Below are 13,903 nucleotides of genomic sequence, written 5' to 3'. Positions count from 1 at the left end.
ACCCACGGTAGGTCGGTCGACCGACCTACCGTAGGGTCCTTTTGCCCCCTCCCAAGAGTACGCTCAAAAAGGGCCGTAGATCCCGCTCCACAAGCGCAAAGTCAACACTTCGAACGGGAGCACTCCGAAGCACCACTTTTCCCGCTCCTTCCCCTCCCTCAGAAGCCTTTCTCACGACCCACACGCCAGCTCGAACTCAGAGGTCAAGCTAATGTCGTATCTTTGATATAATAATTGTAATAGACGAATTTGCCTTAGAGGCCTCTGGTGGGAAGCCCTCCAGAGCGAGCTCAAGGCACCCCAGACAAGTAGATGAAAGATATATTCATGTTGATCCGCCGCTTCATAGCCCCTTACTACAAGGGCTATCTGAGCCTGTCAGTGGTCTTCAACATCCTCAGCGCTCTGCTGAATCTAGTGGCCTTCTCCCTCGTGATGCCGATCCTCAACATCCTCTTCCAGATCGAGGAGCGAGTCACGACCTATATCCCTTTTAGTTCGCTCGACCTCACTTCTCGGGCGGGTTGGTCGGAGGTGACGCATGTCGTGACGAATAACTTCGGCTACCTCGTCTCCAGCATGATCGAGACGAAGGGAGCGTCCTTCACGCTGATCATCCTCGGCATCTACTTAGTCCTAATGACCCTACTGAAGGTAGGAGCTACCTACCTCGGTGGCTTCTTCCTCATCCCTATCCGCACGGGCGTCGTACGAGACCTACGCAACCAACTGAACCGCAAGATCCTTGCCCTCCCTCTAGGCTTCTTCAGCGAAGAGCGCAAGGGCGATGTGCTGGCACGTATCACGGGAGACGTCGGCGAGGTGGAGAACTCTGTGATGAGTTCGCTCGACCTCCTGCTGAAGAATCCCATCCTCATCTTCGTCTACCTGGGGTCGATGCTCCTGATCAGCTGGCAACTCACGATCTTTGTCCTCCTAGTACTGCCTCTGGCGGGCTTCATCATGGGGCGTGTGGGCAAGAGCCTCAAGCGCACCAGCCTCGAGGCACAGAACCAGTGGGGGCAGCTCATTAGCCAAGTCGAGGAGACCCTCGGGGGGCTTCGCATCGTCAAGGCCTTCACCGCCGAAGAGTTCGTCGACAGGCGCTTCGTCCAGTCGAATGAGGAGTATCGCCACACCGTCATGGGTGTGAGTCGCCGACAGCTCCTAGCTCATCCCGTGAGCGAACTCCTAGGTACCACCACCATAGCCATCGTCCTCTGGTACGGGGGCTCGCTGATCCTCAATCAGGAGAGTAGCATCACGGCTTCGACCTTCATCTACTATCTGGTGATCTTCTACAGCCTGATCAATCCACTGAAGGAGCTCAGTAAGGGCGCCTACGCCATCCGTAGGGGTATGGGCTCGATGGAGCGTGTCGACCGCATCCTTCAGGCCGAGAGTACCATCGTCGACCCAGTGCAGCCTAAGCCCATCAGCTTCAAGGATTCGATCGCTCTGGAGCACGTATCCTTCCGCTATGCCGACGAGTGGGTACTGAGGGATGTGAACCTCACGATCCGCAAGGGACAGACCGTCGCTCTGGTAGGACACTCAGGCTCGGGGAAGACCACCCTAGTAGACCTCATCCCTCGCTTCTACGATGTCGTCGAGGGGCGCATCACCATCGACGGGACGGATATCCGTGAGGTAGCCGTCTCCGACCTACGCCGGCTCATGGGTAATGTCAACCAAGAGCCGATCCTCTTCAATGCCTCGGTCTTCGACAACATCGCCTTCGGGGTCGATGGCGCTGACGCCGAGGCTGTCCGCCGTGCTGCCGAGGTAGCTCATGCCGACGAGTTCATACGGGAGATGCCCCATGGCTACCAGTCGAATATCGGAGACCGAGGGGGCAAACTCTCGGGAGGTCAGCGCCAGCGTCTATCGATCGCCCGTGCAGTCTTCAAGAACCCTCCTATACTCATCCTCGACGAAGCTACCTCCGCCCTGGACACGAAGAGCGAACGTCTCGTGCAGAACGCCCTGGATCACCTCATGTCGGGCCGCACGACCATCGTCATCGCCCACCGCCTCTCCACGATCATCCACGCCGACGTGATCTGCGTCGTCGATGGTGGGCGTATCGTCGAGCAGGGTACCCACGAGGAGCTCCTTGCCCTCGGCGGACACTACGCCAAGCTCCACGCTATCCAGATGAAGGCTTAGTAGAGCACCTTCCCCTCCCCTACCCCCCTCCAAGCAAGCCACGATAGACCCGGCATGAAATACAACTATACTGACACCTTCCGCAGTGCTCTAGAGCTAGCTACCGAGCATGCACAGGAGTTGGGGCGAGCCGAACTCACCCCTGATCTCCTGCTGTGGGGTATCCTCAAGGAAGGGACAAATAGAGCGATCACCTTCCTCACCAATAGACAGCTCTCCATCCCCGAACTACTGCAGGATCTGGAGGAGCATCTGGGTCCGTCCGAAGGGCGGACAGAGGGGCATCTGCCTTACAGCATCGATGCACATGAGGTACTAGCACGGGCAGCTCGCATCTCTTCCTTCGTCGGAGCTCCAGCCATCAGTCCCCTGTATATCCTCTATAGTCTTATCTTCAGTCCGTACTCCCTCCTCTCTACCTTCCTCTCCCGACATGGGATCACAGAGGAGCAGGATGATGAGATCAAGTACGTAGGTCAGCTCCTACAGATGGATCGCCTCCGTGAGGGCTCTTCCTCGGGCTCTGCTCCCCGCAAGGAGCGCCCGCAGGTACGTCGGGCAGCCGTCCAGCTCAACGGTGACTTCATCCCCATCGCAGCCTTCTCTCAGGGGAAAGATGGGCGCTACATCCCCGACGAAGAGCTACTCAACCAGCTCGCCGACTCCATCGGTGCGCAGGTAGACAAGATGCTGGAGGGGATTCCTTCGAAGGGCAAGCGCAAGGCAGGCTTCCCCTACGAGGAGTTCGGACAAGAGCTTATCGATGATCGAGGGCTCTATAGTCAGGAGGCTGTGACCGACAATATCTATGAGGAAGAGATAGGAAGTATCTTCCAGATCCTTGCTCGTGAGCGACGCTGCTCGCCGGCGATCGTAGGCGAAGCACATACAGGGAAGCGGGAGCTTATCCTAGCACTCAGCCGTGCTCTAGAGCGTGAGCGCCTCGCTGGAGACCAGCCCAGACAGCTGCGCTATCCCGACCAAGTCCTCCCTCCTCAAGGCTTCCGCTACACGAATCTTCTGCAGCTCAACCTCACCCGACTTCTAGTCTCGGGCCAGATGATGGGCGGAGCGGAGCAATTCCTACATTCCCTCTTCGAGCAACTAGAGGCATACCCCACGACCCTCCTCTATCTCGAGGACATCCATATACTGAAGAGCTCCAATCGGGGTGGTGGTATGGACGTCCTTGATCTCCTACTCCTCGGGCTCGAGCAGCGTGGACTCCAGTGCATCTGCACGACCACTCCCTCGGGCTACACACAGGCAATTGAGCGGAGTGAAGGCGTAGCTCGCTCTGTCGTGAGATATACACTTGAGCCCCTCTCTGGCGCACGTCTCGAGCAGGCTTATAGGAAGCGTCGGGGGCAGATAGCTGATTTCTACCGAGTCAACTTCCAGCAAGACTTCGCCGAACATCAGGCACTAGCCGAGCGCTACCTAGGACATCTCCCTCGCCTCTTCGCCCTGTCGGAGCTCCTCGATGCAGCAGGGGGTGAAGCCCGACGCCGTAATGGTCGCCTCTTCTACGGCAAGAATATCGGCGCTCGTATGCAAGTGACCCAAGCAGATACCTTGAAGGGTCTCTCCCGCCTCATCAACATACCCCTCGACCAAATAGAAGACCGCACCGAGCTGGAGCGTCTACGTGCACTACCCTCAGCGCTCAAGCGACGCATCATCGGCCAGGATCACGCTGTCGATACCGTAAGTCGTGCCATACAGCGTGCACGTCTCGGCCTCAGGGATAGCCAGCGACCCATCGCTTCTTTCCTCTTCCTCGGCCCTACGGGTGTTGGTAAGACGTATCTAGCAAAGGCGCTTGCCAAGGAGCTCTTCGGCAGTGAAGACGCCATGGTACGTATCGACATGAGCGAATTCTCCGAGCGCTTCGCCGTCTCCCGCCTTATTGGGGCGCCTCCTGGCTATATAGGCTTCGGCGAAGGAGGGGAACTCACAGAGCCCGTCCGTACGAAGCCCCACCGCCTTGTCCTGCTAGATGAGATCGAGAAGGCACATCCCGACATCTACAATATATTACTCCAGGTCCTCGATGACGGCCGACTCACCGACACAGAAGGGCATACGGTCGACTTCCGTAATACGATCATCATCATGACCAGCAATGTAGGTTCTCGTGAAGCTAAGGCATTCGCTCGGGGCATAGGCTTCTCTACGGAACGAGATGAATCGGTACGACGGGAGGGTATTGTCCGTAAGGCGCTGGAGCGTACCTTCAGTCCAGAGTTCCTCGGACGACTAGATGAGACTGTCGCCTTCGATAGTCTCAGCGACGAATCACTCACGAAGATCACTGAGCTGGAGCTTAGTCCCATCGCCGATCGCCTATCCAGCTCGCTCTACCAGCTCGTCATCTCCGACGAGGCTAAGCGCTACCTCGCCCTCAATGAGAGCCACCGCACGATGGGGGCACGACCACTGCGCCGTCGCCTACAGCAACTCGTCGAGGACAAGTGCGTGGAGCTGATCCTCGACGGACAGCTACTGCCCGGCGGGACACTGGAAGTCGGGCTCTCGCCCCGTGGCGAACTGACCTACTCCGTACAGGCACCCGAGGCCTCCACATCCACTAAGAGCAAGAAGAGCCACTCATGACTCGCCCCGTGATCACCGAAGAAGAGCTTCAGGATGCACTAGCCGATCCTCGGCGCCGACGTGAAGCCTTCGCCACCGTCGTACGACTCTACTCCCAGCAAATCTATTGGCAGATCCGTCGGATGGTCTATATCCACGAGGATGCGGACGACTTGGTGCAAAACGTTTTCATCAAAGCGTGGGAAGCGATCGAAGGATTCAGGGGCGAAGCTAAGGTATCCACCTGGCTCTATCGTATCGCACTCTACGAAGCACTGAACTTCCTCAAGAAGCGTCGTCACGAAGAAGAGCACCTCCTCTCGCCGTCCGACGAGGGCGATTCGCTCTATCTCCTGGAGCGCCTTACGGCAGATGAGTACTTCGATGCCGATGCCGCCGAGGTGCGCCTACAGCAAGCGATCCTCAGTCTACCACCCAAGCAGCAGCTGGTCTTCCGCTTACGCTACTACGATGAATTGCCCTACGACCAGATGGCAGCCCTCACTGGCACCTCGGAGGGCTCGCTGAAAGCCTCCTACCATCATGCAGTGAAGAAAGTCACTGACTTCCTCCAAGCAGAGAAATAAACCTTCGCCCCAACGAATTGTCTCAGTGTCGAAGCTCCGATCACAGGACTTCTCAATCGATATGAAAAAGCAACCGAATCTCCCATCAGCCGAAGAGAGCCAGGCACACTACGGTGTCCCCTCCGGGTACTTCGATACTCTGGAGGATCGCATCATGGCGCAGATCCCCGAGTCTCAGCCCGAGGGAGCGCTCCCCGTGGCCAAGCCCAAGCTCTGGATACGCCTACGGCCCATCGTCTATCTTGCGGCGATGTTCGTCTCGATGAATCTTATCTTCCGAGCTTTCCATCCCGACCCAGCTCCTCAGCAGGTAGCTAAGACGGAGACGACCCAGAGCTCCGACGACGAATACACGGACTACTACGCCGATTATGGTGAGCGCATGACGGCCTCCGAAGGATACTCGACCTACTACAGCGAGCTAGAGGACGCACTTTCTTCCCCTATCGCCACCCTAACCTCCTACTAACTCCGAGCCTACTATGAAGCGATTCCTCTACCTTCTACTTGCACTGACCCTCTTCGTCTCCGCTGAGGCGACGAACCCTCAAAAGCAAAAACCGACTCCCGAGCAGGCTAAGAACGCCATGCGTGACAAGGTACGTCAGGAGAAGCGTGCCTTCCTCATCAAGGAATTAAGCCTATCGACGACCGAGATCGACGGCCTGATGCCCATCCTCAATGAGCTTGACGATAAGCGCTTCGCCCTATGGATGGGCTCGAAGAACCTGGCCAACCGCTTCCACCGTAAGGATAAGACGCTCACGGCAGAGGAACTAAATTCCCTCTTTGAGCAGACACTGGACTTCCACGTGAAGGAAGCCGAACTAGAGCGTACCTATTATCTGCGCTGTCGCTCCGTGCTATCGGGTGAGAAACTCGTGCGCCTACCCTTCGTCTGTAAGGATTTCGCCCGTCGCTTCTTCGCTCGGCACAAGCGCTAGCGACTGAAGGCGCTGAGGAGCCGTCATGCTGTCCACTCCTCCGCCACACGAGCGCTCCGCTCGGATGGACTTCTATCCACTGCCTGATCGCAGGTGAAGAAGGCGACAGGTGCCCGTAAATCCTCCGACAAATACAGGTAAGTAGAGCGGGCAATACAGCCACTTCCATCGGCCTTCTCCCGTAGCGAGATCGCCCCATTCATACAGCCAGGTTGGCCCCACCGAAGAGTAGGGTCAACCTTTTCCTTTCCTCCTAAGGCACACACTCTGCAGTGGAGAGGCTTGACTTAGGGGATTCTTTATAACTTTGTGCCCTAGTGTTAGGCTGGGTTCTTGTATCCTGAAGCTTCGTATCAAGTAGCCCGACACCCATAGTATCAAGATGAGCTCGCTCAACACAATAGATATAAGCATGAGACGTATCACCTCCATAGCCCCCGTGGCCCTTGGTCTCCTGGCTCTTGTCCTCAGCACCTCGAGCTGTAACAGCAAAAGGAAGGTAGAACTAGAGGACTTCCAGCTCTACAATAGCCAAATCACAGGCTTCGCTCTCTCGACAGCCGACAAGGATATGAAGGAAGCCCTCGCTAAGGCTGCCTTTGTCATCCGCAATACTGAGACGGGGCGGATCTACAATCCACAGGCACTCCCCTACAGCTCTAAGAGCTATGACCTCAGTCTTCGCATAAAGAGCGCCACGCAGGGAGCCGAGATCGAGGTGATCACGGCCGATGGTAAGACGACGAAGTGGACGGGAGAGAAGCAGACCTTTAAGAGTGATGCCCTCCTACATGGCATACAGCTACGTGTCAGCACCAAGGACCGGAGCGGCCAGCTACAGAGCTACACCTACAAGGTGACCTTCAAGCGCTACCGAGAAGACCCACATACCTTCTCTTGGTCCGAAGCATCGGTCTCGGGACTACCTGCATTCAGCTCGGCCTTCTCCACGGTCATGACCTCAGGTGACGGTGGTACGATGTACTATGTCAAGCCCAGTGGGGCGAGTGCTGCTAGCACGTTCGCCAGTCCTACGGCTTCTTGGCAGGATGCTTCTCTGACAGGTATCCCTGCAGGAGAGCGTTTCACCTCGGTCATCTCCTACGGAGGCAAGCTCTATGCTACGACAAGTGCCTCGAAGCTCTACGAAGGCTCAGGGGTGACCTTTGCTACCAAGGCGCTCTCGGGCAACTATTCGCCTAGCCTTATACTCGGTGGACTCAAGATCGATGGCGTCCCTTCGCTCACCCTCCTCGGTGCAAACGCCGCCGGATCTAAGGCCTTCCTCACCTACGGTATTGCATCTAGCTCGGTGACTCATATCGGCGAAGCGCCCGATGGCGCCTTCCCCTCCTCGGGAGAGACCGTAAGCTACGAGCTCGCTGGTGGTAACTATCAGGGTAATGCCCTGTATCTGGCAGGCGGGATCACCGCTAGCGGGAAGGCAAGTCCCAACCTCTGGTCCACGACCAACGGCCACGACTGGCTGATCGTCGGCGGGAAGATCACAGAAGGAAAGGCTATCACGGCTCAGACTCTAGCCTATGTGCCCAGTCAGAAGCGTATCTACCGCTTCGCCTCTACTACAGAGGGGCTCGAGCTCTATATCTCCAGCGACAACGGTCGCTCGTGGGAGTCTGCCCGCACGACGGCGTTCTCCGGTCTCACACTGACCGACTTCGCTGGCTATCCACTGCAGGCCTTCCCCTCAGCAGACGGAGAGACGATCTATCTGCTTCGTGGAGCGAAGTCGAGTGGCGAGTCAGCCAAGCTCTTCGTAGGGAAGTTCGGCGGGCTGAAGACCATCGAAGACTAACCCCATCCCTAGCGATCCTCAGCTCCGATGCGACAGCTCCTCCTCAGTGCTACGCTTCTCCTCAGCTCCTATCTCGGGCTACTGAGAGCCGAAGCGCAGGAATATCGGTATGAGTTCGGCGCCTCTCTGGCGTCGAACTACTACATCGGCGATCTGGGACGACAGGGGATCATCGCACCACAAAGCCTAGGTATTGCGTTAGAATTGAGACGAGTCCTATCTCTTCGCTGGACACTGAGTAGCGAACTAGCGCTCCGTGGGCTAAGGGGATCAGGTACTTTCGCTTCGAATACCTATCCATCGGACGGCCGTACATTGAGCTTCAGCCGTACACTGACGGATATCGCCCTCGGAGGAGAATTTCATTTCTTCCCCTACAGCGATAGGGAGCGCTACTTGGGTACGAGATCTTGGACGCCCTTCATCGGTGCGGGGCTCGGACTTGCAGGTGGAGTGAGCGACTCCAAGCTACAGCTCATCCCTGGCGTATACGCTCGTCTGGGGATGAAGTACAGGCTAAGCCCCCGCTGGGCTCTATCGGCGAGCTGGACACTACGCCGTACCTTCACCGATCATCTCGAGGGATTGGGCCCCGCCTCTTGGATGGCCAACCCCTTCGGACTGGATCAGCGAGGGAGCATCAAGCACCACGACAGCTACGGCTATTGGTCCATCGGACTCCACTATAGCCTAGCACCCCGACAGCGATATAGCTGTAACTAAGATATAAGTATATTTGTATAGGGCTAGTGCCCCATACATACCCTAAATAGTATAAGAAAGAAAACGTGTCAATGACGACGCCTTCACACCTAGCTGACCTGTCGCCCGAGCTCCGAATACCCGAGCACGTGGCGATCATCATGGATGGGAACGGGCGCTGGGCAAAGCAACGTGGGCTTCCCCGCACGGATGGACACATCCAGGGACAGGAAGCTCTGCGGGAGACGCTACGTGCGGCGGTCGAATTCGGCATACACTTCCTCACCGTGTATGCCTTTAGCTCCGAGAATTGGTCTCGTCCGCAGGAGGAAGTCGAAGCGCTGATGAGCCTCCTAGTATCTGCGATCCACTCCGAGACTCCCGAGCTCCACAAGCAGGACATACGGATACGAGCCATCGGCGATATCGCTAGACTCCCCGAGAATGCCCAGCAAGCACTCCGTGAGAGCATAGAGAAGACCCGAGACAATAAGGGACTCACCCTCATCATCGCCCTCAGCTACTCCTCTCGTGACGAGCTACTCCGAGCTACACATCGTATAGCCAGCGAAGTAGCTTCAGGTAAACTCTCCCTCGATGAGCTGAAAGAAGAGGTCATCTCACGTCATCTAGACACCGCCGATTTCCCTGATCCAGACCTCCTGATACGGACAGGTGGGGAGGAGCGCATCAGTAACTTCCTCCTCTGGCAAGCCGCATATGCCGAGCTATTCTTCTCTCCAATCTACTGGCCTGACTTTGGACGAGAGGCGCTACTGGATGCTATCAAGGCCTACACCGCACGCGAACGGCGCTTCGGTAAGACAAGCGAACAAATACAGCTGGAGGACTAACGTCCCCGACCAGCACGACGATAATAGACCCTATGCAGAGAATCCCAGCACTCCTACTGCTTACCTCGCTCCTGATGGTAAGCTCAGTAGAGGCCAAGTCACATACACTACGACAGCTCCCTGTAGACTCAATCAAGACGAGTGAGCCTGTAGTCATCGCCCCGACTGTGAGCTATGAGCATCCCACCACCAAGACGATCGCCGAGGTGAAGATCACGGGATCGACCAGCTACGACCACTATGTCCTGAGCAGTCTCTCGGGACTCAACGAAGGAGATGAGATACAGATCCCCGGTCCTGCGCTGACTTCGGCGGTGAATCGCTTCCTGCAGTCGGGCTACTTCTCCAATGTTCGGGTCCTCGTCTCCAAGTATGTCGGGGACAAAGTGTACCTAGAGATCGCCCTGACTGAACGTCCTCGCCTCGCCGAAGCAACGTTCACCGGCGTGTCGAAGGGCGATCGTGAGGAGCTGGAGAAACGTACTGGACTGAGGAAGGGATCACTGATCTCGCCCAATACGCTTGATCGTGCTCGCCAGCTCGTCAAGAAATACTACGACGAGAAGGGCTTCCGTGACATGAAGATGACCATCCGTGAGACCGAAGCTCCAGGACAACCTGGCTACGTCAACCTGACACTCGACATCGATCGTAGTGGCAAGACGAAGGTGCGTAATATCTTCTTCGAGGGGAATAGCTCGCTCACCGACTACCAGCTACGTATGGCTATGGGCAAGACGAATGAAGGCTTCTCCCTCGGTCGTGGACGTGCGCTCTCGTCTCTGCTGAAGATCTTCAAGCAAAAGAAGTTCGTCGACGCTGATTATAAGGAAGACCTCCAGAATATCATCAAGAGATACCAGGCGGCGGGATACCGTGATGCGGAGCTCGTCAGCGATAGTATCGTGCCCGTACCAGGTACTCGCAAGGTAGATATCTATCTGAAGCTCAACGAAGGTCAGAAGTACTACATCAAGGATATCCGTTTCGTCGGGAATACTAAGTATTCATCCGAGATCCTCTCTCAGCTACTTGCCATCCGTCCGGGCGATGTATACGACCAGAAGCGTCTAGAGAATCGCTTGACCATCGACGAAGATGCTGTGAGCAATCTCTACTACAACAACGGCTATATCTTCGCTGGCGTCGACCCGATCGAGACCAATATCCAGGGTGACTCCGTATCCCTCGAGGTGCGAGTGACCGAAGGTCCTCAGGCCACCATCGACAAGGTCATCATCCGAGGTAATGATATCGTCTACGAGGATGTGGTACGTCGTGAGCTCTATACCAAGCCAGGGGTACTCTTCAGTAAGGAAGATCTGATGAACTCCTTCCGTATCCTCAACCAGCTTGGCCACTTCGACGCTGAGAAGTCTATACCTAAGCCCGTGCCCAATCCTCAGAGCGGGACGGTAGATATCGAGTATGACCTGACGCCGAAGAGCAATGACCAGCTCAACCTCTCTATTGGTTGGAGCCAGACGGGGCTGATCGGATCCATCGGATTTACCTTCACGAACTTCTCCATCCAAAATCTCTTCCGCCCGAGTATGTATAAGGGCATCATCCCACAGGGTGATGGTCAGAAGCTCTCAATCAATGGGCAGACAAATGCTCGCTACTACAATCAGATCAGCGTATCCTTCAGTGACCCTTGGTTCGGTGGTAAGCGCCCCAACCTTCTTTCGGTAAGCGCCTTCTACTCACGTATGACGGCCATCGACCAGCGCTATTACTCAGGGCAGGCTCGCAACTACTACGGCTCGGGCTACTACAATCCCTACTACGGCGGTTACGGATACGGGGGCTACGGTGGCTATGGCAACTACTACGATCAGGCGGGACAGGGACGCTCTTCACTCTATGAAGATTCGTACGATGCAGACAAATCTCTGAGCATTATAGGTATGAGCATCGCCAACGGACGCCGTCTCAACTGGCCCGATAACTGGTTCCAGCTCACCGCTTCACTCAACTTCACCCACTACCGTCTCAATAACTGGACGTACAATACGTTTGAGAACTTCCACCAGGGTAGCGCTAATGACATCAACCTTGAGCTGCGCATCGACCGCAACTCTACGGACAATCCTGTCTACACTCGTCGTGGATCGGACTTCTCCTTCTCGGTAAGTCTCACGCCTCCCTATTCACTCTTCGACAAGAAGGACTATTCCGACCCCTCACTTCCCATAGCAGACCGCTACCGATTCATCGAGTATCACAAGTGGAAGTATTCGGGTAAGGTCTTCCTTCCGCTGATGAACCCCGCCACGGTGAAGCGTACACCGGTGCTCATGGCCCGCGTCGAAGGGGGGATCATCAATAGCTACAACAAGTACAAGCGTTCACCCTTCGGTACGTATTATATGGGGGGGGACATGATGTCTGGCTCATTCGGCAACTATATGAATGAGACCATCGGCCTGAGAGGCTACAAGAACGGCTCGATCGCTGGAGCAAACTACGACTATGCTTACTCCTACATGAAGGCTTCTCTTGAACTTCGCTACCCGCTTATCTTCGAGCAGTCGACGACCGTATGGGTACTCGGCTTCGCTGAAGCGGGTAATGCCTGGGCAGATATCAGTCGCTACAACCCCTTCGACCTGAAGCGCTCCGCCGGGATAGGTGTCCGTGTGATGATGCCTATGATCGGTCTCCTCGGTCTTGACTGGGGATATGGCTTCGACCGTCCTAATGGCTACTCCGAGCGTGGTGGTAGCAACATCCACTTCGTCCTCGGACGCGACCTCTAGTGACGGGAACCTTCTCCCCGAAGTACGGGTTGAAGTAAAGTCTCACCTAATTAGTTTGCCCTATGAAGAAGATCCTTTTCCTGCTGGCTCTCCTGCTACTGCCCCTCGGAGTAGCTGAAGCACAGAAGGTAGCCCTAGTAGATATGGAGTTCATCCTCAAGAAAGACCCCGCCTATACAGCGATGACCCGCCAGATAGATGACCTCTCCAAGCGCTGGCAAGACGAAGTAACTTCGATCGAGAAGAAGGCCGAGACGGCCTACAAATCCTATCAGGGGGAAGCCGCTTTCCTCTCCGCCGACCAGAAGAAAGCACGTGAAGAGTCGATCGTAGCCCTAGAGAAGCAGGCCTACGACCTCAAGCGTAAGTACTTTGGTCCTGAAGGCGACCTCTTCAAGCGCCGTGAAGCGCTTATGAAGCCCATACAAGATCGTGTCTGGACAGCTATGAAGGAGCTCGCTCGTCGTGGTGGTCTCCAGCTCATCATCGACCGATCTTCCTCCAAGATCGTATATGCCGACCCCGCCCTAGACGTCAGTGAGTCGATCGTCTCCATGCTAGGACTCAGTGGTCGATAGCCAAAGATTATTCAACCCTAATAAAACGTAATAGAAGACCAACAATGAAGAAGTTTCTGATTTCCCTCCTGCTCATGCTCCCGCTCGCCTTCTCGGCTCAGGCTCAGCAGAAGATCGGTGTCGTCAATACTGCTGCTATCATGGAAGAACTCCCTGATGTCAAGGCTGCGACGACTAAGATCCAGGACCTCGCTAAGCAGTATGACGCTGAGATCAAGCGTATGCAGGACGAGATGAAGACTAAGCTCGAGGCCTACCAGAAGGAAGAAGCCTCGATGACGGACGTCATCAAGAAGCGTCGCCAACAGGAACTCCAGGAGATGGAAGCCCGTACGCAGAACAGCTATCAGATGATGCAGGAAGAGATCCAGAAGGAGCAGGAGAAGCTCATGGCGCCTATCCGCACCAAGGTCACGACCGCTATCAACAAGGTCTGCGAAGCTCAGGGCTGTGCTTATGTATTCGAGTCGGGCGTCATGCTGGCCATGGGTAGCACCGCTCTCGACCTGACGCAGGCTGTCAAGGATGTACTTGGCATCCGTCCTGCAGCTGCACCTGCTCGCACCAGCGGAGCTAAGAAGTAATCTCCCCCGAGCGGTGAGCCAAGGAGCCTCCATCACGGAGCGCTCTACCCCCCCGCTCGCCACGGATAGATAAGAGTTAGCCCCCGATCCTCAGCGAGAGGATCGGGGGCTAATTGCTAAGTGGTGATTCGCTGAGCCATAGTAGCCCGTGCGATCACCTGCTACCGCCGAAGCGACTGGCTGTAATTCACCGCCGTATAAAAGGAGAAACGCCCATCACTCTCGGGGAGTGATGGGCGCTTGCTTTGTGAAGTCGGCTCCTTCGCTGAAGGAAACTCAAGTGGGCCCAATAGGATTCGAACCTATGACCCC

11 protein-coding genes are annotated in these 13,903 nt (G+C 56.0%); all 11 read left to right on the top strand.

Annotated features, from left to right (window positions below; genetic code table 11):
• Positions 1–312: 312 nt before the first annotated feature.
• The 11 genes from HMPREF1556_RS07065 to HMPREF1556_RS07015 all read left to right on the top strand — a co-directional run bounded on the left by HMPREF1556_RS07065 (position 313) and on the right by HMPREF1556_RS07015 (position 13,591).
• Complete coding sequence (locus tag HMPREF1556_RS07065) at positions 313–2,169, top strand: ABC transporter ATP-binding protein (protein ID WP_021667721.1); 1,857 nt, start codon at positions 313–315, stop codon at positions 2,167–2,169.
• Positions 2,170–2,223: 54 nt separating this feature from the next.
• Complete coding sequence (locus HMPREF1556_RS07060) at positions 2,224–4,785, top strand: AAA family ATPase (protein ID WP_021667720.1); 2,562 nt, start codon at positions 2,224–2,226, stop codon at positions 4,783–4,785.
• Positions 4,782–5,351: an RNA polymerase sigma factor gene (locus HMPREF1556_RS07055; protein ID WP_021667719.1), complete on the top strand. Its 570-nt coding sequence runs from the start codon at positions 4,782–4,784 to the stop codon at positions 5,349–5,351. The genes HMPREF1556_RS07060 and HMPREF1556_RS07055 overlap by 4 nt, the downstream gene beginning before the upstream one ends.
• A gap of 61 nt (positions 5,352–5,412) precedes the next feature.
• The gene (locus HMPREF1556_RS07050; protein ID WP_021667718.1) at positions 5,413–5,820 is read left to right on the top strand and encodes a hypothetical protein; all 408 of its coding nucleotides are present in this window, start codon (positions 5,413–5,415) and stop codon (positions 5,818–5,820) included.
• Positions 5,821–5,833: 13 nt separating this feature from the next.
• The gene (locus HMPREF1556_RS07045; protein ID WP_021667717.1) at positions 5,834–6,295 is read left to right on the top strand and encodes a hypothetical protein; all 462 of its coding nucleotides are present in this window, start codon (positions 5,834–5,836) and stop codon (positions 6,293–6,295) included.
• Positions 6,296–6,707: 412 nt separating this feature from the next.
• Complete coding sequence (locus HMPREF1556_RS07040) at positions 6,708–8,111, top strand: DUF6242 domain-containing protein (RefSeq protein WP_044125376.1); 1,404 nt, start codon at positions 6,708–6,710, stop codon at positions 8,109–8,111.
• 27 nt (positions 8,112–8,138) lie between these two features.
• Positions 8,139–8,834: a DUF6089 family protein gene (locus HMPREF1556_RS07035; RefSeq protein ID WP_021667714.1), complete on the top strand. Its 696-nt coding sequence runs from the start codon at positions 8,139–8,141 to the stop codon at positions 8,832–8,834.
• Between the two features lie 71 nt (positions 8,835–8,905).
• Positions 8,906–9,667, top strand: coding sequence for an isoprenyl transferase (locus HMPREF1556_RS07030; protein ID WP_021667713.1), 762 nt, complete (start codon positions 8,906–8,908; stop codon positions 9,665–9,667).
• 32 nt (positions 9,668–9,699) lie between these two features.
• Positions 9,700–12,429 (top strand): outer membrane protein assembly factor, encoded by a 2,730-nt coding sequence (locus HMPREF1556_RS07025; protein ID WP_021667712.1) that lies wholly within the window; start codon positions 9,700–9,702, stop codon positions 12,427–12,429.
• Between the two features lie 62 nt (positions 12,430–12,491).
• Positions 12,492–13,007: an OmpH family outer membrane protein gene (locus tag HMPREF1556_RS07020; RefSeq protein WP_021667711.1), complete on the top strand. Its 516-nt coding sequence runs from the start codon at positions 12,492–12,494 to the stop codon at positions 13,005–13,007.
• Between the two features lie 44 nt (positions 13,008–13,051).
• Positions 13,052–13,591, top strand: a complete 540-nt coding sequence (locus HMPREF1556_RS07015) for an OmpH family outer membrane protein (RefSeq protein WP_021667710.1) — start codon at positions 13,052–13,054, stop codon at positions 13,589–13,591.
• Positions 13,592–13,903: the final 312 nt, after the last annotated feature.

This window comes from Porphyromonas sp. oral taxon 278 str. W7784 (genome assembly GCF_000467855.2).
Lineage (GTDB): Bacteria > Bacteroidota > Bacteroidia > Bacteroidales > Porphyromonadaceae > Porphyromonas.
Note: the sequence above shows the minus strand (reverse complement) of the source record. Positions and strands in the feature narration are given on the sequence as shown.